Source organism: Streptomyces sp. NPDC101191, assembly GCF_044767915.1.
In the GTDB taxonomy this organism is placed as follows: domain Bacteria; phylum Actinomycetota; class Actinomycetes; order Streptomycetales; family Streptomycetaceae; genus Streptomyces.
Genome location: NZ_JBIWOU010000001.1, coordinates 767061 through 791921, shown reverse-complemented (window position 1 = coordinate 791921; position 24861 = coordinate 767061). Strand labels below are relative to the sequence as shown.

The following is a 24861-nucleotide window of genomic DNA, read 5'->3' as shown; positions in this document are numbered from 1 at the left end:
CGGGTGGTCCGCCGGCAGTGCGCTGTGGTGCCAAGTCCCGGGCGCGGGAGGTAAAAGCGGTCTGCCGGGTCGGTCGTAGTTTCGAGGGGTGCCCGGCCGTCGAGGCGGCGGGCACGGTGCAAACCGCCCCGAAAGGACCCCTCATGTTCGACATCTCCCAGGTGCAGGCCGCTCCCGGCAAGGACCTGCTCACACCCGACAACGCTGTCATGCTCTTCGTCGACCACCAGCCGCAGATGTTCTTCGGCACCGGCAGCGGCGACCGTGCCGCGATCATCAACAGCACCGTGGGTCTCGCCAAGGCCGCGCGGGCCTTCGACGTGCCGGCCGTGCTGACCACGGTCGCCGCCGAGTCGTTCTCCGGGCCCCTGCTGCCCCAGCTCGCCGAGGTCTTCCCCCGGCACGAGGTCATCGACCGCACCACCATGAACGCCTGGGAGGACGAGGCGCTGGTGGCCGCCGTCAAGGCGACCGGACGCAGGAAGATCGTCCTGTCCGGCCTGTGGACCGAGGTCTGCCTGGTGCTGCCCGCGCTCTCGGCGCTGGAGCAGGGCTACGAGGTGTACGTCGTCTCCGACGCCTCCGGCGGCGTCAGCCCGGCCGCCCACGAGCACGCGCTGCAGCGCATGGTGGCCGCCGGCGCCGTACCGGTGACCTGGGTGCAGGTCCTTCTGGAGCTGCAGCGTGACTGGGCCCGTCAGGAGACGTATGGCGCCGTCATGGAGATCGTCAAGGCCCACGCGGGCGCCTACGGCCTGGGCGTCGTGTACGCGCAGAGCGTCATCGGCGCACACGCGGCCGGCTGACCGCGATGGACACCGGCATTCTGATCCTGCGTCTGCTGGTGGGACTGCTCGTCGCCGGCCACGGTGTGCAGAAGATCAGCTCGCACCTGGGCGGCAGGGGACTCGAAGGCGGCACGGCCGAGTTCCGCGCCGACGGCTTCCGCGGCGGAGCCCTCACCGCCGTGGCGGCCGGCGGCGGCCAGATCGGATCGGGCCTGCTCCTCACCGCCGGCTTCCTCACCCCGCTCGCCGCGACCGGCGCCGTCGGGGTCATGACGGTCGCGCTCACGGTGAAGTGGCGCCACGGTCTCTGGGTGCAGAACGACGGGTACGAGTACCCGCTCGTCCTCATCGGTACCGCCGTCGCCCTCACCGCGACCGGACCCGGCGCCTGGTCCCTCGACTCGGCCCTCGGCCTCACCCCCTACCCGCTGTGGTGGGCCGGGGTCGTGCTCGTGGCGGGCCTCGGCAGCGGGCTGCTGACGCGGCTCGTCCTGCACCGGCCGCCCCCGGCGGCGCCCGCGGACACCGCCGCACCCGGCCGGCACTGAGTCCGAGCCGCACCGCCCCGGGCCCGGCCGCCCACACCCACCGCCCCGGGCCCGGCCGCCCGCCCCTCCCGCCCGGGCAGCCGGGCCCTTCCCTCACCCCTCCCACCAGGAGTCACACGATGGACACCGAAGTCACCCCGTCCGGCACCGGACCCGCGACCACGGCCCCGCACGGCGGCGGCCAGCCGCTGCTGCACCAGAAGGGCGCCGAGACCCAGGCGTTCGGCACGCTCAAGCAGCTGCCGATCGGTCTCGGGCACGACACCCGCATGTACGCCTGCCAGCGGCTGAACCGCGTCCTCGCCGACACGCAGATCCTCCACTCCCTCTACAAGAAGCACCACTGGCTCATGCGCGGGGCGACCTTCTACGCGCTCCACCTCATGCTGGACAAGCACGCGGAAGCCCAGCTCGCCATCGTCGACGCGCTGGCCGAGCGGGTCCAGAGCCTCGGCGGCGTCGCCGTCGGCGACCCGCGCCACGTCGCCGAACTCACGTCGATCCCGCGGCCGCCGGACGGCGTCGAGATGGTCCCCGTCATGCTGTCGCGGCTCCTCGACGCGCACGAGCGGATCCTGATCGACGCACGGGACGCCGCCGCCCGGCTCTCCGCCGAGGGCGACGAGGGCAGTGCGGACCTGCTCGTCTCCGACGTCATCCGGACCGGCGAGGCGCAGGTGTGGTTCCTCGCCGAGCACCTGGTGGACACCCCGCTGGTGCGCGGCTGATGGACGCCGCGTACGACGTCGTCGTGATCGGCGGAGGTCCGGGCGGCGAGGTCGTGGCCGACCGGCTCGTCCGCGCGGGACTGACCGCCGTCGTCGTCGAGGCCGAGGAGGTCGGCGGCGAGTGCTCCTACCGTGCCTGTGTGCCCAGCAAGGCCCTGCTGCGGCCCGGGGCGGCCCGAGCGGCGGCCCGGGCGGTCGGCGGGGCCCGGCAGTCCGTCACCGGAGCCCTCGACGCGGCACAGGTCCTGGCGCGCCGCGACCGTTTCACCGGCCGCGGTGACGACACCGGTCAGGCCGACTGGCTCGACGGCGCCGGCGTCGCTCTCGAACGGGGCCACGGACGCCTCGCCGGCGAGCGCCGGGTGGAGGTGACCGGCGCCGACGGAACGGTCCGCACCCTGCGGGCCCGGCACGCGGTCGTGCTGAGCACCGGCACGGAACCCGTACTGCCTCCGGTCGAGGGCCTGGACCGGATCGACGTGTGGACCAGCCGGCAGGCCACCACGGCCGATGCGGTGCCCGAACGGCTCGTCGTCGTCGGCGGGGGAGTGGTGGCCTGCGAGATGGCCACCGCGTGGCGCTCGCTCGGCGCCGCCGTCACCCTGCTCGTCCGCGACCAGGCCTTGTTGACGGACTGGGAGCCGTGCGTCGGCGAGGAGGTCACCCGGGGCCTCACGGGGCTGGGTGTCACGATCCGCTTCGGGGTCTCGGCCACCCGGGTCGCCCGTGACGCGACGACCCGGACCGTCACCGTGGACACCGACGACGGTGCCACCCTCGTCTGCGACGAGCTCCTCGTGGCCGTCGGCCGCCGCCCGCGCACCGCTGACCTCGGCCTGGACTCCGTCGGGGTGCGGGCCGGCCACTGGCTCCCGGTCGACGACACCTGCCGGGTCACGGCCCTCGACGGCACCTGGCTCTACGCCGTCGGCGACGTGAACCACCGGGCGCCGCTGACCCACATGGCCAAGTACCAGGCCCGCGCCTGCGCCGCGGCGATCGCCGAGCGGGCCGCCGGCCGCCCGGCCGTCCCCGGCGGAGGGCAGGCCTGGAGTGCGGAGGCGGACCGCTTCGCGGTGCCGCAGGCGGTCTTCACCTCTCCCGAGGTCGCGAGCGTCGGTCTCACGGAGCGTGCGGCACGCGAGGCGGGAATCGCGGTACGCGCGGTGGAGTACCGCGTCGACGACGTCGCCGGGGCCGCGCTGTACGCGGACGACTACCGCGGCCACGCCAAGCTCGTAGTCGACGAGAGCCGGGGTGTCGTGGTCGGCTGCACCCTCACCGGCCCCCTGGCGACCGAACTCGTCCACACGGCCACCGTCGCCGTCGTGGGCGAGGTCCCGCTGGAGCGCCTGTGGCACGCCGTGCCCGCCTTCCCGACGGTGAGCGAGATCTGGCTGCGGCTCCTGGAGGCGTACGGGCTCTGAGGCGAGCCCCGCCCGCCCGGGCCGTACCCGCCGGCCCGTGCGCCGGGACCGCACCGTCCCCGACCGGTCGTCCTGCCACTACTCCACCGTTCGCCTGTCCATCGTGTCTCTTTTGGCCGTCTTGCATTCCTGAAAGGAAGAACCCCTCATGACGAACCGTCCGACCCTCGAACCCGCCGCCCAGGCCTTCGCCGACGCCACCGCCCAGCCGCCGTTCCTCTACCAGATCCCCGTGGCCGACGGCCGCAAGGCCGTCGACGACGTGCAGAACGGCGAAGGGGTCACCCTGCCCGACGTCGACGAGGAGTGGACCACCGTCCAGGGCGGCCCGACCGGCGACGTCCGCGTCCGGATCGTCCGCCCTCGCGGAGCCACCGGCGTCCTGCCCGTCGTCCTCTACATCCACGGCGCGGGCTGGGTCTTCGGCAACGCCCACACCCACGACCGGCTCGTCCGCGAACTCGCCGTCGGTACCGGGGCGGCCGTGGTCTTCCCCGAGTACGACCTCTCGCCCGAGGCCCGCTACCCCGTCGCGATCGAGCAGAACTACGCCGTCGCCCAGTGGATCGCCCGCGACGGCCGGCACAAGGACCTCGACGGCACCCGGATCGCCGTCGCCGGCGACTCCGTCGGCGGCAACATGACCGCGGCCCTCACCCTCATGGCCAAGCAGCGCGGCGACGTCCGCCTCGCCCACCAGGTGCTCTTCTACCCGGTCACCGACGCGCGCTTCGACACCGACTCCTACCGCCTGTTCGCCGAGGGCCACTTCCTGCGCCGCGACGCCATGAAGTGGTTCTGGGACCAGTACACGACCGAGGAGGCCGAGCGGGCCCAGATCACCGCCTCGCCGCTGCGCGCCGCCACCGAGCAGCTGGCCGGCCTGCCGCCGGCCCTGGTCGTCACCGCCGAGGCCGACGTCCTGCGCGACGAGGGCGAGGCCTACGCGGCCAAGCTCCGTGCCGCCGGCGTCCCCGTCACCGCCCTCCGCGTCCAGGGGACCATCCACGACTTCGTCATGCTGAACGCCCTGCGCGAGACGCAGGCCGCCGAACTCGCCATCGGCGTCGCCGTCGACACCCTGCGCAAGGCCCTCGCGTGACCGGGGCGTCCACCAGCATGCCCGTGGCGGGCCTCGTTCCCGCCCCGCGGCGGGAACCCGCCCAGGCCGACCTCCTCGTCCGCAACGCCAAGGTGTTCACCGGTGACGCCGCCCGGCCCGAGGCCCGTGCCGTCGCCATCCGCGACGGCCGGGTCGCGGCCCTCGGCGACGACCACGACCTCGCCCACCTCGTCGGGCCGCGGACCAAGGTCGTCGACGCGCTCGGGCGCCGGGTGATCCCCGGCCTCAACGACTCCCATCTGCACGTCATCCGAGGCGGCCTGAACTACGTCCTGGAGCTGCGCTGGGACGGCGTGCGCAGCCTCCGCCACGCCCTGGCCATGCTGCGCGAGCAGGCCGGCCGCACCCCCAGGGGGCAGTGGATCCGCGTCGTCGGCGGCTGGACCGCCGAACAGTTCGCCGAGCGCAGGATGCCGACCGTCGCCGAGCTGAACGCCGCCGCTCCCGACACCCCGGTCTTCGTCCTGCACCTCTACCAGTCGGCCCTGATGAACCGCGCCGCGGTCAGGGCCGCCGGATTCACCCGGGACACCCCCGACCCCCGGGGCGGCCAGATCGTCCGGGGCAGGGACGGCGAACCCAACGGCGTCCTCCTCGCGGCGCCCGGCGCGCTCGTCCTCTACTCGACCCTCGCCAAGGCGCCGGCCCTCGACGAGGCCGGCAAGCGCACGTCGACACGGCATTTCCTGCGCGAACTGAACCGCTTCGGCCTCACGTCCGCGGTCGACGCCGCCGGCGGGTTCCAGAACTTCCCCGACGACTACGCGACGGTCGTCGCTCTCGCCCGGTCGGGGGAGCTGACCCTGCGGATCGCCTACCACCTCTTCCCGCAGACGGCCGGGCAGGAGCTCGCCGACCTGAAGCGCTGGACGGAGACGGTCCGGCCCGGGGACGGCGACGAGTGGCTCCGGCTGAACGGTGCGGGCGAGAACCTGACCTGGGCCGCCGCCGACTTCGAGAACTTCTCCGAGCCGCGCCCCGAACTCGCCGCCGGGTACGAGACCGAGTTCGAGAGCGCCGTCCGGCTGCTGCTCGAGAACGGCTGGGGCTTCCGGCTCCACGCGACCTACGACGAGACGATCCGGCGCGACCTGGCCGTCTTCGAGAAGCTCGCGGCGGAGGGACTGTTCCCCGGCGGCAACCGCTGGCTCTTCGACCACGCGGAGACCGTCTCGGCCGACAGCCTCGACCGGATCGCGGCCCTCGGCGGCGCCCTGTCCGTCCAGAACCGCATGTCCTTCCAGGGCACCGCGTTCCGCGACCGCTACGGCGCCGAGGCCGCCGCCCACACCCCGCCGGTGCGCGCCATGCTCGACCGGGGGCTGACCGTCGCCGCCGGCACCGACGCCACCCGCGTCTCCTCGTACAACCCGTGGGTCGCGCTCCACTGGCTGGTGACCGGACGCACCGTCGGCGGCACCGCGCTCGACCCGGCCGGGAGCCTGATCGACAGGGAGACCGCCCTCGGCCTCTACACCCGGGGCGGCGCGCGCCTAACCGGCGAACAGGACGTCAAGGGAACGCTGCGCGAGGGCTGTTACGGGGACCTCGCGATCCTGTCCGATGACTACCTCACCGTGCCCGAGGACGCCATCCCCGACATCGAGGCCGTCCTCACCGTCGTCGGCGGCCGCATCGTCTACGCGAGCGCGGAGTACGAGGGACTCGACGAGGCCGTTCCCCCGGTCACCCCGGAGTGGAGCCCGGTCGCCCACTTCGGCGGCTACCAGCGGGGTGCCGACCAGGCCTCCCGCGTCGCCGAGGCGGTCGCCGAGTCGGAGCAGTACCAGCGTTGGCGGGTCGCCAGGGGCGCCGCACCCGGGACGCCGCCCTCGTTCGTCGACCCCTGTTTCACGCACTGAACGGAAGATCCCACGATGAGTACCACCTCCCCCGCCGACGGCGACGCCGCACCGGCAGGCCTGGCGGAGGCGCCTCCGGGGCGTCGCTTCGAACCGGACCTCCGGTCGATGACCCGGATCAACCTGCGCCCCATCGCCTCGCCCATGCCCCTGGGTTTCTTCACGGTGGCGATCGCGTCGGTGATGACGGCATGCCTGCAACTCGGGGTCTTCGACGCCGAGGCCCGTGCCGCCGTGGCCCTCTGCGTCCTGCCCGCCTTCGCCCTGCAACTCCTGGTGAGTTTCCTGGCCTTCGGCGCCCGTGACGTGATCGCGGCGACGCTCATGGCCGTGTTCGCCGGCAGCTGGGCGGCCTACGCGCTCGTGCTGTTCAGCGGCGCCGCCGACGGCCTCCGCGTGCTCGGCGTCTTCAACCTCGCGCTCCTCTGCTTCGGCGCGCTGATGACCGCGGTGACCCGGCCCAAGCGCGCGCTGTGGTTCGTGTTGGTCGTCTCCCTGCCCCGCTGGGCGACCACCGGCCTCTCGGGGCTCACCGGCGCCGAATGGCTCACCCGCACCTCCGGCGCCCTCGGCATCCTCGTGGCGCTCGTCGCGATGTACGCGGCCTTCGCCCTGATGCTGGAGGACATGCGCAGCGAGGAGGTGCTGCCCATCGGGCGCAGCGGCCCCGCCCACACCGCCGTCGAGGGCGACCTGGGCGTCCAGCTCCGCAACCTGGAACGCCAGGCGGGTGTGCGCCGCACCCTCTGACCACACCCTCGTACCCCTACCGCCGCGACCACACCGCGAACGCACAGGAGCACCCATGGAACCGCAGGTGACGGACCGACCCGAGAAGTCCCGATACGAGATCCTCGCCGGGGACGACGGCGACGAGACGGCGGGATTCGCCGAGTACTTCCTCTCGGAGGACGAGATCGCCTTCATCCACACCGAGACCGATCCCCGGTTCGCCGGCCGGGGCCTGGGCGGGCTGCTGGCCCGCGGCGCCCTCGACGACGCCCGGGCCCGGGGGCTGCAGGTCCTGCCGTACTGCCCCTTCATCCGGGCGTGGATCCGCAAGCACCCCGAGTACGCCGACCTGGTGCCCGAGGCCCGCCGGGCCCGCTTCGGACTGTGACCCGCACCACCGGCCCGCGTCCGCCGCACCCCGCCCCGCCCCGCACCGAGGAGTTCCCCGTGTCCCCGACCCCCCGTCCCACCGTCGTACTCGTCCACGGCGCCTTCGCCGACGCCTCCGGCTACGCCCGTGTCATCCCCGAACTGACCGCGGCCGGCCTGGAGGTGGTGGCCCCGGCGGTACCCAACCGTGGTCTCGTCGACGACGCCGCGTACATCTCCTCGGTGATACGTGCCGTGGACGGCCCCGTGGTTCTCGTGGGGCACTCCTACGGCGGTGCCGTCATCACCGTCGCCGGCGCGGAGGAGAACGTCCGGGCGCTGGTGTACCTGGCCGGATACGCGCTGGAGGAGGGCGAGAGCCTGGGTGAGCTGCAGGGCCGCTTCCCCGACTCCGGCCTCGCCGACGCGCTGCGCTACACCCCCTTCCCCGCGGTCGGCTCCGAGGATCCGGGCACGGACGTCTCGGTGGCGGTCGACCGCTTCCCGGAGCTGTTCGCGGCGGACGTCGAGCCCGGGCTCGCCGCGGTGCTCGCCGTCTCCCAGCGTCCCCTGGCCGCACGGGCCTTCTCGGAGGCGGCGCCGGTCGCGGCGTGGCGGACCAAGCCCTCGTGGGGCCTGGTCGCCGGTGCCGACCGGACGATCAACCCCGAGGTGGAGCGCTACGGTTACCGGCGCGCCGGCATGACCACCGTCGAGGTCGACTCCTCGCACCTGGTCATGCTCGCCCGGCCGATGGCCGTGGCGGAACTGATCCTGGAGGCCGTCCGGTCCACGGCCGCCTGACCGGGAGACCGCCGGCCCCGGCCCGTCCCCACGGGCCGGACCCCCGTCGACGCGGCCCCGCACCTGCCGAAGGGCGCCGAACCCGGCGCCCACGAGGCGGTCCGGCTGCCCGGTAGGGCCGCCACGGACGTGATGAGCGCACACCCGAGCTCGCCCGGCCCGGCTCGTCCTGTCCGAGGCCGAACCCGAGCCGGTCCGCGTCCGGGCGAACACTGCGCGCCCGTGCAAGGAGCGGTGCGTCGCAGGACAAGAAGAGACACCGACTCGGTCCTAGCGTGACGGGTACCGCACCGCGCCGCCACGCGGACCAGACAACAGAGAGAAACGAGGAACACCCATGCCGTACATCACCGTCGGCCAGGAGAACTCCACCACCATCGACCTGTACTACGAGGACCACGGTACCGGCCGGCCGGTCGTCCTCATCCACGGCTTCCCGCTCGACGGCCACTCCTGGGAGCGCCAGACCGCCGCCCTGCTCGACGCCGGCCACCGGGTCATCACCTACGACCGCCGCGGCTTCGGACAGTCCTCCCAGCCGACGAGCGGCTACGACTACGACACCTTCGCGGCCGACCTGAACACCGTGATGGAGACCCTCGACCTGCGGGACGCCGTCCTCGTCGGCTTCTCCATGGGCACCGGCGAGGTCGCCCGCTACGTCTCCACCTACGGCTCCGCCCGCGTCTCCAAGGTCGCCTTCCTCGCCTCGCTCGAGCCCTGCCTCCTCAAGACCGACGACAACCCGGACGGCGTCGCGCCGCAGGAGTTCTTCGACGGCGTCGTCGCCGCGGTCAAGGCCGACCGCTACGCGTACTACACGGCCTTCTTCAACGACTTCTACAACCTCGACGAGAACCTGGGCACCCGCATCAGCGAGGAGGCCGTCCGCAAGAGCTGGGACACCGCGGCCGGTGGCGGCTTCTTCGCCGCCTCCGCCGCGCCGTCGACCTGGTACACCGACTTCCGCGCCGACATCCCGGCCATCGACGTGCCCGCCCTGATCCTCCACGGCACCGCCGACCGCATCCTGCCGGCCGAGGGCACCGCCCGCCCCTTCCACAAGGCCCTTCCCTCCGCCGACTACGTCGAGATCGAGGGCGCCCCGCACGGCCTGCTGTGGACCCACGCCGAGGAGGTCAACACCGCGCTCCTCGCCTTCCTGGCGAAGTAAGGCCCCGCCGACGAGCCGGGGTGCCGCCGGACCCCCGGCGCCACCCCGGCCCGTCGGCCCCTACCGCAAGCCGCGGAACCCTTCCAGGAGCGCAGACACACCAGACACACCAGACGCGTCGGCCGCGCACTCGGCCCGGGGTCCGGCGATTCGGCCGCTTCCGCTCGGCGCCGGACGCGCCAGTGCCGTCGCCGTCGAGCTCCCGGACGCCCCGCACGCGGCGGCCCTGTCCGAACCCGCCCCGGTCGCCGTCCGATCAGGGCCGCAGTACGGGCGACGAGTTGACGTGGGCCGGCCGCTACGAGTCCGGGGCGCCGTTCGTCGGCCTGGTCGGAACGGTATGCGCACCGGCGGCGGCCGCCGCGGCGTACTGAGCGGCGGTCGGCGGGCCCGCGGGACGGAAGCGGCCGACCAGCAGGGCCAGGAGGATGCCGAACGCGCAGAACAGGGCCAGGCCGACGGCCGCGCGAGCGAAGCCCGCCGCGAGGGCGTCCGCCGTCGCGGCCCCGGCGGCGTGGTGGTGGCTGTAGACCGAGTCGAAGAGGGCCGCGGTGACGGCGGTGAGGACCGCCGCCCCGACGTAACGGCCCATGTTGGAGATCCCGGAGGCGGCGCCCACCTGCTCCTTCGTCACGCACGCGGTGGCGACGGAGGACGAGGGGCCGTTGGCCAGGCCCAGTCCGACGGCGAGCACCACCAGGGGCGCGACGAACGTCGCGTACTCCCAGGAGGCGTCGACGAAGGCGAAGACGGCGAACGCGGCGGTCGCGATCCCGAAGCCGCCCGCGATGACGGCACGCGCGCCCACCTTGCCGACGAACCGTGTGATCAGGGGAGCGGTCACGACGATGCCGGCCGCCGCGGGCAGCGTGGCCACACCGGCTTGAAGAGGGCTCATCCCCAGGCCGTCGGCGTTCTGGAAGTACAGACTGCAGATGTACATGATCGCGTTGATGCAGCCGGCGACCACGAGGATGGCGACGCTCGAACCGACCAGGATGTTGTTGCGCAGCAGTGCCAGGTCGATCAGAGGGGTGCGGACCCGCTTCTCTACCAGGACGAAGCCGACCAGCGCCACGACCGAGCACGCGAAGCACACCAGCGTCGGGGCGCTGAGCCAGCCCCAGTCCGCGCCCTCGGTCACCGCGAAGACGAACGGGACGAGCACGGCGGCGATCAGCGCCGTACCGGCGAGGTCGACGGAACGGGGACGTGACGGGTCGCGGGACTCCGGAACGGCCCGCAGCGTCAGCGGCACGCAGGCGACCGCGATCCCCGCGTCGATCCAGAACAGCCCCTGCCAGCCGGTGATGTCGACCAGCACGCCGCCGAGCAGCGGCCCGGCCGCGGCGCCGGCAGCCGAGGCCGCGCCCCACAGGGACACCGCCCGCATCTGGGCCTCGCCCGAGGAACCCGCCGACAGCAGACTGAGCCCACAGGCCAGGATCGTCGAGCCGGCCGCGCCCTGGACCGCGCGGCCGGCGATCACGGCTCCGGCGCTGTCGCCCAGCGCGATCAGCACGCACGAGGCCACGAACAGCAACAGGCCGCAGAGGAAGATGCGCCGCCGTCCGAAGATGTCGCCCAGGGCGCCCGAGGTGACGATCACGGCCGCACCGACCAGGGAGTAGCCGGTGACGGCCCACTGCAGCGTCGCCAGGGAGGCGCCGGTGTCCTCGCTGATGGCCGGCAGGAGGATGCTGACCGCCGAGGTGTTCGCGTTCACGACGAACGCGGAGACGCACGTCGCCGCCAGCACCCCGCCGCCCGCGCGGGCGGGCGCAGCCGGGGAGACGTCGCCGGTGCCCCCGCTCACCGGCTCGCCCGCAGGTGCCGGGGGAGTCCGCGACGAAGATCCACGATGGTCACACAGCCTCCGACCCTTCATCACACCGGTCCGGGCACCGTAGGCGCGCCGCCGAGATTTCCTGTGCTCGCCTCTCCGTCCGGCGGACCGTGTTCACCCGCACAGGGGCCTGTGACGCCCCGCCCGCGCCCCCGCGCCCCCGGGGCCGCGGGGAGAGGGGAGAGGGGGACCGGTGGGGTCGGCCGGGGGAGGGGCGGGACGACGCGTCGGGACGACCGGAGTCGGCTTTCCAACCGCCCGCCCGGCAGGCCGCCGAACTCCTGCGCGGGAGCGGCGGGACCACGGTCCGGGCGGAGCCTGCTCTGCCGCTGACGCCCGGAGGGATCAGGGGAGGTCGATGTGCACGTTCGTCGACTTCACCCGGGCGGTCACCGTCACGCCCACGTCCAGCCCCAGCTCCTCGACGGCCTCGCGGGTCACCAGCGACACCAGCCGGTGCGGGCCCGACTGGACCTCCACCTGCGCGGCCACGTCGTCGACCCGTACGCCCGTCACGATCCCCACGAACGAGTTGCGCACGGAGGTCGAGACACCGTCCTCCGGAACGGCGTGGAGCCCCGCCCCCCGATCGTGTGCGAAGCGTGCCAGGGCGACGCCCTCGATCACCCGCTTGCCGGCCCCGTCCCGCTCCATGCCCAGCTTGCCGCCGTCCGCCCACCGGCGAACGGTCTCCGAACTCACTCCGAGCAGCTGCGCGGCCTGCCCCATGCTGTACGACGGCACGTTCTCACTCTAGATGAACCAGTCCGGTGTCCGGACTGGTCGCAGCCGGTCGAGCCGCTTCTCGACCTCCTGAACGAGGTCACCACGTCCACGAATGGATCGCCTTCCGGCACTCCGCCGGGGGACGGCCGGGGCGAACGCGCCCCTCAGCCGGCCACTCCCAGGAAGCGCAGCACCGCCAGGACGCGGCGGTGGTCGGCGTCGGTCTGGGGGAGGTCCAGTTTGGCGAGGATGCTGTTGATGTGTTTCGCCACCGCGCTCTCGCCGACCACGAGCTGGGCGGCGATACCCGCGTTGGAGCGGCCCTCGGCCATCAGCGCGAGGACCTCGCGTTCGCGGGGGGTCAGCCGGTCCAGCGGGTCGCTGGGGCGGCGGACCAGCAGCTGGGCCACGACCTGGGGGTCGAGCGCGGTGCCGCCGCGGGTCACGCGCCGCAGCGCCTCGATGAACTCCTCGACGTCCGCGACCCGTTGCTTGAGCAGATAGCCCACGCCGCTGGTGTTGGTGGCGAGCAGCTCGGCCGCGTAGCGCTCCTCGACGTACTGGGAGAGCAGCAGCACGGCCGTCCCGGGGCTGTTCTCGCGGATCGAGAGGGCCGCGCGGACCCCCTCGTCCGTGAAGCCGGGCGGCATACGGACGTCCACCACCGCCAGGTCGGGCCGGTGCTTCTCGACCGCCGCAAGGAGGCCCGGCGCGTCGCCGGCCTCGGCCGCGACCTCGAAGCCCGCCATCTCCAGCACCTTGACCAGGCCGATCCGCAGCAGTACGGAATCCTCGGCGATCACGGCGCGTCTCACGTCGTGCACGGCAGCTCCACATCGATCACGGTCGGTCCCCCTGTGGGACTGCTCATCCGGAAGGTCCCGTCCACGGACCCCACCCGCTGGGCGAGACCCTTCAGGCCGCTTCCGCGGGACGGATCGGCCCCGCCCACTCCGTCGTCGGCGATCACCACCCGCAGTATCGCGCCCAGCCGGCTCACCGTCACATCCGCCCGGGTGGCCTCCCTGGCGTGCTTCGCGATGTTCGTCAGCGCCTCGGAGGCGACGAAGTACGCCACCGCCTCGACGGCGGGCGTCGCGCGCTGCGGCAGGTGCGGCGGCAGGTCCACCCGGAGCCGTACGGGCAGCGGGGACCGGGCCGCGAGGCCGGACAGGGCGGCGTCGAGGCCCAGTTCGTCGAGGACGGACGGGTGCAGGCCGCGCACGAGGTCGTTGAGCTCCTCGATCGCCTCCTTCGCCTCCCGGTGGGCCGCGTCGATCACGACGAGCACCTCCGGCGGCAGGTCGGTCAGGGTCGCCCTGGCGATCCCGAGGTTCAACGCCAGTGACACGAGCCGCTGTTGGGCCCCGTCGTGCAGGTCCCGCTCGATGCGGCGCCGTTCGGCGTCGGCGGCGTCCACGGCTCCGGCGCGGCTCTCGGTGAGATCGGCGACCCGTCGCGCCAGGTCCTCGCTCGGGTCGGGCCCGAGCAGCGCCGGGCCGAGGTGGGTCTCCGCCCGCACCAGGGCCGCCGCGAGGGCGGGCACCGCGGCGAGAGCGGCCAGGCCGGCCACGGAGACGTACAGCGCCTGGGTGGTGTAGCCGGGGTGCTCGACGCGCCAACGCCAGGGGACCGCCCAGATCCACGCGTACACGGTGGCGCCGGCGAGTCCCGTGACGAGCAGCGACAGCACCAGCGCTTCCAGCCCGCCGAGCAGCGGCCCGACGGCGCAGTGGTAGCCGATCCGCCGACGCGGCCGCCGCCGTTCCGGGCGGGGTATGTCCACGCCGAGCAGCCGCCGGAAGCGCCGGCGCTGGGCCGCGGTGAGGAGCGGAAGGCAGCCCGCCCCGAGGGCCACCACGACGCCCAGGATCACCGGCGCCTGGTCGTCCCGCCCCTCGACGATCTCCCACCCGAGGCCGAAGACCGCGAACAGCACGCAGGCCATGAGGAGATGAAGCGGCACCCCCAGGGCGAGGAAGGACGTGTCACGGGCCACGCGGGTCAGCGCACGCCGGGTCTTGGGCGGGACGTTCATGATCCAACCGTAGGCGCACGGACGTACGGGCCGCCATGAAGCGAGTGTCCGGGAGGGGGGTGTAGCTGGTGCCACCCCAAGCCGGACAGGGGCGTTACTGACTCCCGGCCCGGAAGAGCGGAGCGTTGATCACGAGCCCGAGAGCCGGGTTCGTGATCCGGAAGGCAGCCCCGCCATGACCCTGACCGCCGTTCGCCCAGCATCCGTCGACGAGGACGGCCGGGCCGGCCGCGCCCCCCGGCACGGGGCAGGCTGTGCACCGGTCGGCCGGATCCGTCGCCTGCAGGGGCGCGTCCTGATCGGGGCCGGTCTGGCCCTGCTGCCTTGGCTCGGCTATCTGGCCGGCACACTGCCACCCGCCGAAGCGGCGGGCTGGGTCGTGCTCGACACCCTGGAGGCGGCCGCGCTGCTGGCGGCGGGGACCCGGGTCCTGCACGCCGACCCCTCCTGCCGCGCCCCGTCGGTGGCCGCGGCCGTGCTCCTCGCCGCCGACGCCTGCATCGACCTCGCCACCGCGAGTCCCGGTGCGGAAAGGGCTGTTGCCCTCGCCATGGCCGTGGGCGCGGAACTGCCCCTCGCGGCCCTGTGCCTGACGCTCGCCAGGTCCGTGGGACGCGCGCGTCCGGAGGAACGCCGCGCGTGACGGACGCGGTCCGGGACCCCGGCCGGGGTGCCCGGCCCGGTCGGTTCGACTACCCGTTCGGCTACACCCGCGGTCCGGGACACCCGCCGGGCTGCTCGGCCCGGTCGGTTCGACCACCCGTTCGGCTACACCCGCGGTCCGGGACACCCGCCAGGGGGCCCCGGACCTACACGGTTACGAGACGACTGCCGTTCGGCTACGCCCTTTCGCGGTCCGCCCGCCGCCTCAGCGGATCTCGACGAGGAGGTCGCCGCCCTCCACCTGCTGGATCCGGCTGATGGCCAGGCGGGAGACCCGTCCGCTCCGCGTGGCGGTGATCGAGGCCTCCATCTTCATCGCCTCGATGGTGGCCACCGTCGCACCCGCCTCGACCTCGTCGCCCTCGGCGACGGCCAGCGTGACCACGCCCGCGAACGGCGCGGCCACATGACCGGGGTCGGACCGGTCGGCCTTCTCGGTCACCGGGAGATCCGCGGCCGCCGCGTTGTCGCGCACCTGGATCGGCCGCAGCTGGCCGTTCAGGGTGGACAGGACGGTGCGCATGCCACGCTCGTCCGCCTCGCCGACGGCCTCCAGCTCGATGAGCAGCCGCACGCCGGGCCCGAAGTCGACGCTGTACTCCTTCCCGGGGCGCAGCCCGTAGAAGAAGTCCTTGCTGTCGAGCACGCTGGTGTCCCCGTACGCCTGGCGGTGCGCCTCGAACGCCTTCGTCGGGCCGGGGAAGAGGAGGCGGTTCAGGGTGGCGCGCCGGTCCTTGGCCAGGCCGGTGCGCTCCTCTGCGGTGAGGTCCTGCATCGGCTTGGGGCCGGCACGCCCCTCCAGTGCCTTGGTGCGGAACGGCTCGGGCCAGCCCCCGGGCGGCGTGCCGAGCTCGCCGTGCAGGAAGCCGACGACCGAGTCGGGGATGTCGAAGCGGTTCGGGGTCGCCTCGAACTCCTCCGGCGCCACACCGGCGCCGACGAGGTGCAGCGCGAGGTCGCCCACGACCTTCGACGACGGCGTGACCTTGACCAGCCGGCCGAGCATCCGGTCCGCGGCGGCGTACGTCGACTCGACGTCCTCGAAGCGGTCGCCCAGGCCGAGGGCGACGGCCTGCGTGCGCAGGTTGGAGAGCTGCCCGCCGGGGATCTCGTGGTGGTAGACGCGGCCGGTCGGCGAGTCCAGACCCGCCTCGAAGGGGGCGTAGATCTTGCGGACGCTCTCCCAGTAGGGCTCCAGGTCGCCGACCGCCTGCAGGTCGAGCCCGGTGGGCCGGTCGGAGTGGTCGGTGGCGGCGACGATCGCCGACAGCGAGGGCTGCGAGGTGGTGCCGGCCATCGAGGCCACGGCGCCGTCCACCGCGTCCGCGCCCGCCTGGATCGCCGCGAGGTACGTGGCGAGCTGGCCGCCGGCGGTGTCGTGGGTGTGCAGGTGCACCGGCAGGTCGAACTCCCGGCGCAGTGCGGACACCAGGGTGGCCGCGGCGGGGGCGCGCAGCAGACCTGCCATGTCCTTCACGGCCAGGACGTGGGCTCCCGCGGCGACGATCTTCTCCGCCAGCCGCAGGTAGTAGTCCAGGGTGTACAGCTTCTCCGCGGGGTCGGAGAGGTCGGAGGTGTAGCAGAGCGCGACCTCGGCGACCGCCGTCCCGGTCTCCCGTACGGCCTCGATCGCGGGCCGCATCTGGTCGACGTCGTTGAGCGCGTCGAAGATGCGGAAGATGTCGATGCCGGTGGCGGCGGCCTCCTGCACGAAGGCGTCCGTCACCTCGGTCGGGTACGGGGTGTATCCCACGGTGTTGCGGCCCCGCAGCAGCATCTGCAGGCAGATGTTCGGCACCGCCTCGCGCAGCGCCGCCAGGCGCTCCCAGGGGTCCTCGGCGAGGAAGCGCAGGGCGACGTCGTAGGTGGCGCCGCCCCAGCACTCCAGGGACAGCAGCTGCGGCAGCGTGTGCGCCACCGTCGGGGCGACGGCGAGCAGGTCCTTGGTCCGTACCCGGGTGGCGAGCAGCGACTGGTGGGCGTCCCGGAAGGTGGTGTCGGTGACCCCCAGGGTCGGCGACTCGCGCAGGCTCCGCGCGAAGCCCTCCGGACCGAGCTCGGCGAGCCGCTGCCGGGAGCCGGCGGCCGGCCGGCCGCCGGGCAGCGGGGGCAGCTTGTCGGCCGGGGCGACGAGTTCCGGACGGGGACCGTGCGGCTTGTTGACGGTGACGTCGGCGAGGTAGGTGAGCAGCTTCGTGCCGCGGTCGGCCGAGTGGCGTGCGGTCAGCAGGTGCGGCCGCTGCTCGATGAAGGCCGTCGTGACCTCACCGGCCTGGAAGACCGGGTCGTCGAGGACGGCCTGCAGGAAGGGGATGTTCGTGGACACGCCGCGGATGCGGAACTCGGCCACCGCGCGCCGGGCCCGGTCGACGGCGGTCCTGAAGTCCCGGCCCCGGCAGGTCAGCTTGACCAGCATCGAGTCGAAGTGGGCGCTGACCTCGGTGCCGGCGTGGGTGGTGCCGCCGTCGAGCCGGATGCCCGAGCCGCCCGGCGAGCGGTACGCGCTGATCATGCCGGTGTCCGGGCGGAAGCCGTTGGCCGGGTCCTCGGTGGTGATCCGGCACTGCAGCGCGGCGCCGCGCAGGACCACGGACTCCTGCGTCAGGCCGAGGTCGGCGAGGGTCTCACCGGAGGCGATGCGCATCTGCGACTGCACCAGGTCGATGTCGGTGACCTCCTCGGTCACCGTGTGCTCGACCTGGATGCGCGGGTTCATCTCGATGAAGACGTGGTTGCCCTCGGGGTCGAGGAGGAACTCCACGGTGCCCGCGTTGCGGTAGCCGATCTGCCGGGCGAACCTCACGGCGTCGTCGCAGATGCGCTGCCGCACGGCGGGGTCGAGGTTCGGAGCGGGCGCGAGCTCGATCACCTTCTGGTGGCGGCGCTGCAGCGAGCAGTCCCGCTCGTACAGGTGGATGACGTCACCCTCGCCGTCGGCGAGGATCTGCACCTCGATGTGCCGGGGGTCGACGACGGCCTTCTCCAGGAAGACGGTGGCGTCGCCGAAGGCGGACTCGGCCTCGCGGGCCGCGGCCTCGATGGACTCGCGCAGCGTCGCCGGGTCCTCGACCCGCCGCATGCCGCGGCCGCCGCCGCCGGCGACGGCCTTGACGAACACCGGGAAGCCGATGCCGTCGGCGGCCGCGACCAGCTCGTCCACGTCGGTGGAGGGCGCCGAGGAGCCGAGCACGGGTACGCCGGCCTCGCGGGCGGCGGCCACCGCACGCGCCTTGTTGCCGGTCAGCTCCAGGGTCTGCGCGGACGGGCCCACGAACGTGATGCCCGCCTCCTCGCACGCGCGCGCGAGCTCCGGGTTCTCGGACAGGAAGCCGTACCCCGGGTAGACCGCGTCGGCACCGGCCAGCCGGGCCGCCCGGATGATCTCCTCCACGGACAGGTAGGCCCGTACCGGGTGTCCGGGCTCCCCGATCTCGTACGCCTCGTCGGCCTTGAGCCGGTGGAGTGAGTTGCGGTCCTCGTGGGGGAACACGGCCACCGTGCGCGCACCTAGTTCATAGCCAGCGCGGAACGCGCGAATCGCGATCTCGCCGCGGTTGGCCACCAGCACCTTGCGGAACATCCTGATCCCTTCACCCTGCCGGTGATGAGCAGTACGGGTCCGACACCTCACCCGAGTACCCGCCGCCTCGGAGCGGCACTCGCCCGCGTCGTGCCCGGCTCGTCTCGGCCACGCTAAGGGCTGCGCGGCGGCGTTCTGAAGCTTCCACGACAGTGACATGGATCATCGCGTCGCGGGCCTCCGTGAGGGGCACGAGCAATGCCCCGCCGTCCGCGGGCCAGCGCGGTGAGGGGCGACCGGAGGTTCCGCGTCGTCGGCGGCCGGGCGGACGGTCGCGCACCGCGGGTGCCGTGCGGTCCGCCCAGCGGCACGGCCGGCGGGCGGGGCCCGTCCAGCGGCACGGCCGGCGGGTGGGGCCCGTCCGGCGGCACATCCGGCGCCCGGTCAGTCCGCGACCCGGACCGCGCGCGCCGGGCGGATGGCGGCGGCGCGGCGGGCCGGGCCCAGGGTGGCCAGGACCGACGCGGCGAACGTGGCCGCGGCCAGCCCGAGGATGCTGGTCCACTCGAGCGGGAAGCCGCCTTCGAGCCCCTCGAAGGCCGCGCTGTTGCGGTACATGAGCCAGGTGGTGAGGACCCCGAGGAGCGAGCCGAGCACGATCCCCTCCGAGGCGACGAAGGCGCTCTCCCAGAGGAAGGACCGCCGCACGGTGCGCGCCCGGAAGCCGAGGGCCCGCAGGATGCCGATCGTGCGGCGGCGTTCACGCACCGCCCGGACCATGACGACGCCGAGGCCGGTGATGCCCACGCCGAGCCCCAGGGCCAGGAAGCCCTGCATGAGCCGGAAGAAGGCGGTGCTGGAGTCGAACTGGTGGCGGATCTCGGATGCGATGGGCGTGGCGACCAGGCTGGACGACAGCTGCTCGCCCTGCAGCTGGGTCGCCAGGGCGTCGGGGGAGACCCCGGGCCGGGTGCGGACGAGGGCGGAGGCGGTCTGCGCCTGGTCCCCGAACAGTGCGCGCATGCTCCGCTCGCCCATCACCACGGGGTAGGTGGTCGAGCTGGCGCCGGTGCCCGGGTAGAAGACCATCCCGTTGTCGAGGACGCCGGCGATGATCTTCCGTTCGCCGAGGCCCGTCCGGGGGGCCGTGACGGTGAGGGTGTCACCGGGGTCGTAGTAGTCGCCGGCCGGGCCGCCGGTGCTCCCGAGGAAGCCGTCCAGGACGACGTACCGGGGGTCGGTGGCCAGGGCGTGCCAGACCGCGGGGTCGTCGGCCAGCCCGGGCAGGCGCTCGCGGAAGGTGATGCCGCTGATCGCGCCGTCCGGCACGCCGACGGCCGCGACGTCCAGCGGCTGCGTGCCGCGGTGCCCCGGGTCGCTTGCCCGGCCGGTGGCGTTGAGCAGCGGCGTGACGGCCGCGATGCCGGCGGCCGAGGGGCCGCCCCGCAATGCGGTGAGCAGCCGGTCGCCCGCGACCTGGGGGTTGTGGTCGAGCCGCAGGGAGTAGCCGGCCGTGGCGTCGGCGACGACGCCGTCGACACCGGCGCGGAGGATGCCGGAGATCTCGGTCAGCAGCACGAGGACGAAGACGATCAGCGTGTACATCACGAGCGTGGCGCCGGTGCGGAAGCGCTTCGCCAGCGGGTAGGCGACCGCGAGGCGCGCGGCCAGACCGGACTCGGACGGGCGGTCGAGCAGCCGCCGTACGGGGCGGAGCAGCGTCTTCTGGTTGTCGCTGACGAGCACCACGGCGGAGAAGGCGGCGAGGGCTCCCTGGATGACGTACACGGACATGGAGGGGGTGTCGAAGATCGCGGGACGCAGGACCGGAGCCAGCAGCGTCCAGACGAGCACGGCGCCCGCCACGAGCGTGGTGACGGCGTGCCGGGGCATCGCCCGCAGCAGGGCGGGGGTGGCGAACGCGAGGGCGAGGGCGGGCATGAGGTAGGTGCCCTCGGCCTGGCTGCGGGCGATCGCGGGGACGGCCGCGAGCGCGAACAGGACCGACAGGGTGCCGCACACGACGAGCAGCCTGCGGCGCGGGGGGCGCCCCGTCGACGCCGGCAGGTCCCGGATGGCGGCGATGATGTTGAACCTGCTGATGCGGACGCTCGTCCCGACGATGGCCGCGACGGCGATCAGAAGGCCCAGGGCCACGCCGTTCAGGATGCTGGTGGGGGTGACGGCGAATGCGATCCGGAGGCTGCTGCCGCCGACCGACCAGCCACGGAAGATCTCCGCGGCGACCACGGCGACGCCCCAGCCGACGGCGACCCCGATGGCCGCCCCCGGCAGCGCGGAGAGCAGGGCGTACGCCGCCCCTTCGAGGGTGAACGAGCCGACCAGGCGCGAACGCGTCATCCCGAGGGCCCGCACCATGCCCATCTGGGCCTTCCGCTCCTCGCCCAGCATGACGAAGATGTTCACCAGCAGCAGCGCACCCGCGATGATGCTGAAGCTGCCGATCATCAGGAACAGCGCACCGAGCGAGTCCCCGGCCTTCTCGGCGTCCCGCAGCACCGTGTGTTTCGGGGTGTCGACCGCCGCCCGGCCGGAGAGCGGCCCCAGGGCCCGGCGGATGTCCTGGGTGACCGTGCCGGTCAGGGCGTCCCCGCTCTCGACGCCGCCGCGGTTGGAGACGAAGGTGACCGAGCGGGGTTCCGTCCCGGCGGCCCGGGCGGCCGCGTCCAGGGTGCCCGGCGCCAGGAACGCGTCCCGGTTCAGGCGGCCGCCCAGCCCGATACCGGCCAGACCTTTCTCCGGCACCACGCGGTCCACCCGGTAGGTGTGCGGCGCGCCGAACAGATAGAGCGTGACCGGCTCCCCGGCTCCCACGCGCAGGGACCGCGCCAGCGGTTCGTTGATCACGACCCGGCCGGGCTCCGGGTTCGGCCCGTCGATCCCGGAGCCCCCGCTCCGGGCGCCGAAGCGGGCCGCCGCGTCGAAGTCCATCTGCCAGGCAAGGACGCGCGGTTCGGCGATCGTGCGGCCTCCGGCGCGGCTGACGCCCGACGCCTGGGTGGTCGTGGCGTTCAGGACGCCGTCGATGTCGGGGTCGCCGGTGAGGACGGCCAGACGCCCGGCGGTGGCGCGCCCGTTGGGGCCGGGCGGTGCGACGACGCGCTCGTCCACCGGACCCAGCGTGCGGTAGGCCTCCTGCCGCACCGAGAAGTCCAGTGTGTCGCCGACGACCAGGGCGCCGATGATGACGGCCGTCCCCAGGACCGATCCGCCGATCACCAGCGCGGCCTCCGTACGCCGTCGGGCGATTCGGCGGAAGGCCAGCCGGCGCGAGACCGGCTGCCGGACCGCGACCACGGCCAGCACCACGAGCACGAGCGCGAGGACGACCAGCAGCGGGGCCAGGAGGTTCGGGTACATCGTCAGCCCCGCGAGGTGTCGGTGACCGCGTCCGGGGCCGGGACGGACCGCCGGAGGTCGTCGACCAGCCGTCCGTCGCGCATCCGGATCAGCCGGGGGACCCGGCCCCCGATGGCGGCGTCGTGGGTGACCAGGACGATCGTCTGGCCCTCCTCCCGGTTCAGCGCGCACAGCAGGTCCATGACCTGGTCGGCCATCGCGCTGTCGAGGTTGCCGGTCGGCTCGTCCGCCCAGACGACGGCCGGCCGCCCGGCGAGCGCCCGGGCGATGGTCACGCGCTGCTGTTCACCACCGGAGAGCTCGCTGGGCCGGTGCTCGACGCGATGGGCGAGGCCGACCCGGTCGAGCATGGCCAGCGCCCTGCGCCGGGCCTCGTGCGGGCGCGTGCCCACCAGCAGCAGGGGGAGCTCGACGTTCTCCGCCGCGGAGAAGACCGGGATGAGGTTGAAGGACTGGAAGACGAAGCCCATCGTGCGGGCCCGGTGCTCCGTGCGTGCGGCGTCCGACATCGCGAAGAGGTCGTGACCGTCGATCTCCACCCGGCCGCCGTCGATGTCGTCGAGCCCGGACAGGCAGTTCAGCAAGGTCGTCTTGCCGGAGCCGGAGGGACCCATCACCCCCACGAGCTCGCCCTGGCGTACGACGAGGTCGAGGCCGTCCAGAGCGGTGACCGCCACCGAGCCCGTCCGGTAGATCTTGCGGACTCCCGTGGCGACGAGGAGGGGGCGGTCGCTGTTCACGTCTTCCATCCGACGCCCGGAACCCCGTCCGCGGCTACGGCCGTCCAGGCCCCGGCGGGGGGACGAACGGCCCCGTCCGGGACCATGAGGCCCATGAGGATCATGAGGACCATGTGCACGGTCCTGAACTGGGTGCGCCCGCCCCCGGGACGACCAGGCCGCCACAGCCCCATGGGCCCGGTGACGGTCCGGAGCGGGCCGCGGCGCAGCGGACCGGACCCGCCCGGTCACGGTCCGCGAGACGAACCCGGGACGCGCGCCCATACTGAGGAGGACGGCGGCTGTCGGGGGCGCGTACGGACGAGAATCGCGGTGGCGATGGAGCAGGTGCCCTTCGACGAGGTGACCACCAGCGCGGCCCGGGACGCGGGCGGGTGGCTGGGGGCCCTCCCGGTCGCCGTGGTGGCGACCAGCGCGGACGGAGCGATCGTCCGCTGGGACCACGCGGCCGAGGACCTGCTCGGCTACACCCCGCACGAGGTGCTCGGCCGGCACATCGCCGAGCTGCTCCATCCCGACGCGGACCGCAGTCTCGGCCGTTCGCTGTGGGAGGGGGCGGCCACCGGGCGCGGTGTGATGGGCGTGGTGACGGCCTGGCACAAGGAGGGACGCCCGCTGGAGCTCGAGATCTGGGCGTGCCCGGTCCCGGCCCGGCACCGGGGCGGGACGACGGTGCTGGTGCTCGCCTCGGAGGCAGAGGCCGCGCGGCGGATCCGCGGCTCGTCGGCGGTGTGGGACGGTCTGTTCTCCCGGTCCCCGGTCGGCATCGCGATCCTGGACACCCACCTGAGGTTCCTGCGCGTCAACCCGGCGCTGGAGGCCATGAACGGTCTCTCGCAGGCCGCCCACATCGGACGCCGCCTCGTCGAGATCCTCCCCGACGTCAACGCCGCGGACATGGAGCGCGCGATGCGCCGGGCCCTGGACGAGGGAAGGCCCGTGCTGGACTCGCGCCGCACCGGCCGCACCCCGGCCGACCCGGACCACGACCACGTGTGGTCGGGGTCGTACGTGCGGCTGGAGGACACCGACGGACGCCCGATCGGACTCGCCGCCACCCTGATCGACATCACCGCCCAGCAGCAGGCGCAGCTCGAAGCCGAGGAGGGCAGGCGCCACCTGGCCCTGGTCAACGAGGCCACCCTCAAGATCGGCACCAGCCTGGACCTGGAACGCACCGCGCAGGAACTCGCCGACATCGCCGTACCCGACCTCGCGGACGCCGTCACCGTCGACGTCCTGGACAGTCTGGCCTCGGGCAGCGAGCTCGGCGGCGGCCTGGTCGGCGGCACCACGCTGCGCCGGCTGGCCAAGGCCCCGCTGACCGGATCACCCGTCACGGCCGTCCTCGCGCCGCTGGGGCGCACCCTCGGGTTTCCCGCCAACGCGCCGTACACCCGGGTGCTCGGCGCCTGCCGTCCGTACGTCGTCCCCGAGTTCGACGAGCAGGCCGTCGCCCCGGCGGTGGGTCACTCCACCGTGCCCGCGGAGCTGGTCCGGCTCGGGGTCCACTCGTTCATGATGATCCCGCTGTTGGCCCGCGGGGTGGTACTGGGCATGGCCACCTTCTACCGGACCCGGCCGCTGGGCCCCTTCACCGAGGACGAGGTCGCCCTCGCCGGTGAGCTGGCGGCCCGCGCCGCGGTCTGCGTCGACAACGCGCGCCTCTACCGCCGCGAACACGACACCGCCGCCGTCCTGCAGCGCAGCATGCTGCCCCAGCACATCAGCCCGCCACCGGGGATCGAGGTCGCGCACCGCTACCTGCCCGCGAGCGACGTCAACGAGGTCGGCGGCGACTGGTACGACGTCATCGGCCTGGAGGACGGCAGGGCCGCGCTGGTCATCGGTGACGTGATGGGGCACGGCACCGCGGCCGCGGCGGTGATGGGGCGGCTGTCCGCGAGCGTCAGGGCCCTCGCCCGCCTCGACCTCGCCCCCGAGGACATGCTGTACCAGCTGGAGGAGGCCCTGCACGACCTCGCCGAACCGATGCTCGCGACCTTCCTGTCCGTCGTGGTCGATCCGGCCACCGGTCGCTGCCGCATCACCAACGCGGGCCATCCGCCCCCGGCGACCGTCGCGCCCGACGGCTCCGTCCGCCTGCTGGAGGTACCGCCGGGGCTGCCGCTGGGCGTCGGCGGCATCCCCTTCGTCACCACCGATGTCGTGCTGCCCCTCGGCAGCCTCCTCGTCCTCTACACGGACGGCCTGGTCGAGGCCCGCAGCAGCGACATCGACGCGCGCCTCACCGAACTGACCGACCTGCTCGCCGCGCCCGTCCCGTCCCTGCCCGCGCTCTGCGACCGCCTGCTCACCCACCTGGTCCCGGCCGCGGCGGACGACGACATCGCCCTGCTCGTCGCCCGCATCGCCCCCGAGGCCTGAGCTC

At 73.7% G+C, this 24861-nt stretch carries 19 protein-coding genes; 12 read left to right on the top strand and 7 right to left on the bottom strand.

Going from position 1 to position 24861, the window contains the following annotated elements:
* Positions 1-143 precede the first annotated feature (143 nt).
* The 10 genes from ACIRQF_RS03525 (at position 144) to ACIRQF_RS03480 (ending at position 9555) form a co-directional block, all read left to right on the top strand.
* Positions 144-806 carry a hydrolase gene (locus tag ACIRQF_RS03525; RefSeq protein WP_376628327.1) on the top strand — a complete coding sequence of 221 codons (663 nt, stop codon included), beginning with the start codon at positions 144-146 and terminating at the stop codon, positions 804-806.
* Positions 807-811: 5 nt separating this feature from the next.
* Entirely contained in the window at positions 812-1336 is a 525-nt protein-coding gene (locus tag ACIRQF_RS03520) for a DoxX family protein (protein WP_404088445.1), read from the top strand.
* A gap of 119 nt (positions 1337-1455) precedes the next feature.
* Complete coding sequence (locus ACIRQF_RS03515) at positions 1456-2064, top strand: Dps family protein (protein WP_404088443.1); 609 nt, start codon at positions 1456-1458, stop codon at positions 2062-2064.
* Positions 2064-3491, top strand: a complete 1428-nt coding sequence (locus ACIRQF_RS03510) for a dihydrolipoyl dehydrogenase family protein (protein WP_376628322.1) — start codon at positions 2064-2066, stop codon at positions 3489-3491. The genes ACIRQF_RS03515 and ACIRQF_RS03510 overlap by 1 nt, the downstream gene beginning before the upstream one ends.
* A 148-nt stretch (positions 3492-3639) precedes the next feature.
* The gene (locus tag ACIRQF_RS03505; RefSeq protein ID WP_404088441.1) at positions 3640-4593 is read left to right on the top strand and encodes an alpha/beta hydrolase; all 954 of its coding nucleotides are present in this window, start codon (positions 3640-3642) and stop codon (positions 4591-4593) included.
* Positions 4594-4610: 17 nt separating this feature from the next.
* Entirely contained in the window at positions 4611-6476 is a 1866-nt protein-coding gene (locus ACIRQF_RS03500; protein WP_404089504.1) for an amidohydrolase, read from the top strand.
* 15 nt (positions 6477-6491) lie between these two features.
* Entirely contained in the window at positions 6492-7226 is a 735-nt protein-coding gene (locus ACIRQF_RS03495) for a GPR1/FUN34/YaaH family transporter (protein WP_404088440.1), read from the top strand.
* A 55-nt stretch (positions 7227-7281) separates the two neighbouring features.
* Positions 7282-7596, top strand: a complete 315-nt coding sequence (locus ACIRQF_RS03490) for a GNAT family N-acetyltransferase (protein ID WP_376628316.1) — start codon at positions 7282-7284, stop codon at positions 7594-7596.
* A 59-nt stretch (positions 7597-7655) separates the two neighbouring features.
* Positions 7656-8381: an alpha/beta fold hydrolase gene (locus ACIRQF_RS03485; protein WP_404088438.1), complete on the top strand. Its 726-nt coding sequence runs from the start codon at positions 7656-7658 to the stop codon at positions 8379-8381.
* Positions 8382-8718: 337 nt separating this feature from the next.
* Positions 8719-9555, top strand: coding sequence for an alpha/beta fold hydrolase (locus ACIRQF_RS03480; protein ID WP_404088436.1), 837 nt, complete (start codon positions 8719-8721; stop codon positions 9553-9555).
* Between the two features lie 298 nt (positions 9556-9853).
* Here the strand turns inward: ACIRQF_RS03480 and ACIRQF_RS03475 are convergent, their stop codons facing one another.
* The 4 genes from ACIRQF_RS03475 to ACIRQF_RS03460 all read right to left on the bottom strand — a co-directional run bounded on the left by ACIRQF_RS03475 (position 9854) and on the right by ACIRQF_RS03460 (position 14165).
* Positions 9854-11371 carry an MFS transporter gene (locus ACIRQF_RS03475; RefSeq protein ID WP_404088434.1) on the bottom strand — a complete coding sequence of 506 codons (1518 nt, stop codon included), beginning with the start codon at positions 11369-11371 and terminating at the stop codon, positions 9854-9856.
* Between the two features lie 375 nt (positions 11372-11746).
* Positions 11747-12145, bottom strand: coding sequence for a molybdopterin-binding protein (locus ACIRQF_RS03470; RefSeq protein ID WP_389757292.1), 399 nt, complete (start codon positions 12143-12145; stop codon positions 11747-11749).
* A gap of 146 nt (positions 12146-12291) precedes the next feature.
* A complete protein-coding gene (locus tag ACIRQF_RS03465; RefSeq protein WP_376628468.1) occupies positions 12292-12930 on the bottom strand; it encodes a response regulator in 639 nt (212 codons plus the stop codon).
* Between the two features lie 8 nt (positions 12931-12938).
* Complete coding sequence (locus ACIRQF_RS03460) at positions 12939-14165, bottom strand: sensor histidine kinase (RefSeq protein ID WP_404088432.1); 1227 nt, start codon at positions 14163-14165, stop codon at positions 12939-12941.
* Between the two features lie 175 nt (positions 14166-14340).
* Between ACIRQF_RS03460 and ACIRQF_RS03455 the strand changes: the two genes are divergently transcribed.
* Positions 14341-14808 (top strand): hypothetical protein, encoded by a 468-nt coding sequence (locus tag ACIRQF_RS03455; RefSeq protein WP_404088430.1) that lies wholly within the window; start codon positions 14341-14343, stop codon positions 14806-14808.
* Between the two features lie 225 nt (positions 14809-15033).
* Here ACIRQF_RS03455 and ACIRQF_RS03450 read toward each other — a convergent pair whose 3' ends face one another.
* The 3 genes from ACIRQF_RS03450 to ACIRQF_RS03440 all read right to left on the bottom strand — a co-directional run bounded on the left by ACIRQF_RS03450 (position 15034) and on the right by ACIRQF_RS03440 (position 22478).
* Positions 15034-18408 carry a pyruvate carboxylase gene (locus ACIRQF_RS03450; RefSeq protein WP_404088428.1) on the bottom strand — a complete coding sequence of 1125 codons (3375 nt, stop codon included), beginning with the start codon at positions 18406-18408 and terminating at the stop codon, positions 15034-15036.
* Between the two features lie 384 nt (positions 18409-18792).
* Entirely contained in the window at positions 18793-21729 is a 2937-nt protein-coding gene (locus tag ACIRQF_RS03445) for an ABC transporter permease (protein ID WP_404088427.1), read from the bottom strand.
* Positions 21730-21731: 2 nt separating this feature from the next.
* Positions 21732-22478 carry an ABC transporter ATP-binding protein gene (locus tag ACIRQF_RS03440; protein ID WP_404088425.1) on the bottom strand — a complete coding sequence of 249 codons (747 nt, stop codon included), beginning with the start codon at positions 22476-22478 and terminating at the stop codon, positions 21732-21734.
* A 309-nt stretch (positions 22479-22787) separates the two neighbouring features.
* Between ACIRQF_RS03440 and ACIRQF_RS03435 the strand changes: the two genes are divergently transcribed.
* A complete protein-coding gene (locus ACIRQF_RS03435) occupies positions 22788-24857 on the top strand; it encodes a SpoIIE family protein phosphatase (protein WP_376628466.1) in 2070 nt (689 codons plus the stop codon).
* Positions 24858-24861: the final 4 nt, after the last annotated feature.

What these genes read in the sequence shown, in the direction of transcription:
- ACIRQF_RS03525 (WP_376628327.1), top strand. Translation starts at nt 144, where the DNA reads ATGTTCGACATCTCCCAGGTGCAGGCCGCTCCCGGCAAGGACCTGCTC.
- ACIRQF_RS03520 (WP_404088445.1), top strand. Translation starts at nt 812, where the DNA reads ATGGACACCGGCATTCTGATCCTGCGTCTGCTGGTGGGACTGCTCGTC.
- ACIRQF_RS03515 (WP_404088443.1), top strand. Translation starts at nt 1,456, where the DNA reads ATGGACACCGAAGTCACCCCGTCCGGCACCGGACCCGCGACCACGGCC.
- ACIRQF_RS03510 (WP_376628322.1), top strand. Translation starts at nt 2,064, where the DNA reads ATGGACGCCGCGTACGACGTCGTCGTGATCGGCGGAGGTCCGGGCGGC.
- ACIRQF_RS03505 (WP_404088441.1), top strand. Translation starts at nt 3,640, where the DNA reads ATGACGAACCGTCCGACCCTCGAACCCGCCGCCCAGGCCTTCGCCGAC.
- ACIRQF_RS03500 (WP_404089504.1), top strand. Translation starts at nt 4,611, where the DNA reads ATGCCCGTGGCGGGCCTCGTTCCCGCCCCGCGGCGGGAACCCGCCCAG.
- ACIRQF_RS03495 (WP_404088440.1), top strand. Translation starts at nt 6,492, where the DNA reads ATGAGTACCACCTCCCCCGCCGACGGCGACGCCGCACCGGCAGGCCTG.
- ACIRQF_RS03490 (WP_376628316.1), top strand. Translation starts at nt 7,282, where the DNA reads ATGGAACCGCAGGTGACGGACCGACCCGAGAAGTCCCGATACGAGATC.
- ACIRQF_RS03480 (WP_404088436.1), top strand. Translation starts at nt 8,719, where the DNA reads ATGCCGTACATCACCGTCGGCCAGGAGAACTCCACCACCATCGACCTG.
- ACIRQF_RS03460 (WP_404088432.1), bottom strand. Translation starts at nt 14,165, where the DNA reads ATGAACGTCCCGCCCAAGACCCGGCGTGCGCTGACCCGCGTGGCCCGT.
- ACIRQF_RS03455 (WP_404088430.1), top strand. Translation starts at nt 14,341, where the DNA reads ATGACCCTGACCGCCGTTCGCCCAGCATCCGTCGACGAGGACGGCCGG.
- ACIRQF_RS03450 (WP_404088428.1), bottom strand. Translation starts at nt 18,408, where the DNA reads ATGTTCCGCAAGGTGCTGGTGGCCAACCGCGGCGAGATCGCGATTCGC.
- ACIRQF_RS03445 (WP_404088427.1), bottom strand. Translation starts at nt 21,729, where the DNA reads ATGTACCCGAACCTCCTGGCCCCGCTGCTGGTCGTCCTCGCGCTCGTG.
- ACIRQF_RS03440 (WP_404088425.1), bottom strand. Translation starts at nt 22,478, where the DNA reads ATGGAAGACGTGAACAGCGACCGCCCCCTCCTCGTCGCCACGGGAGTC.
- ACIRQF_RS03435 (WP_376628466.1), top strand. Translation starts at nt 22,788, where the DNA reads ATGGAGCAGGTGCCCTTCGACGAGGTGACCACCAGCGCGGCCCGGGAC.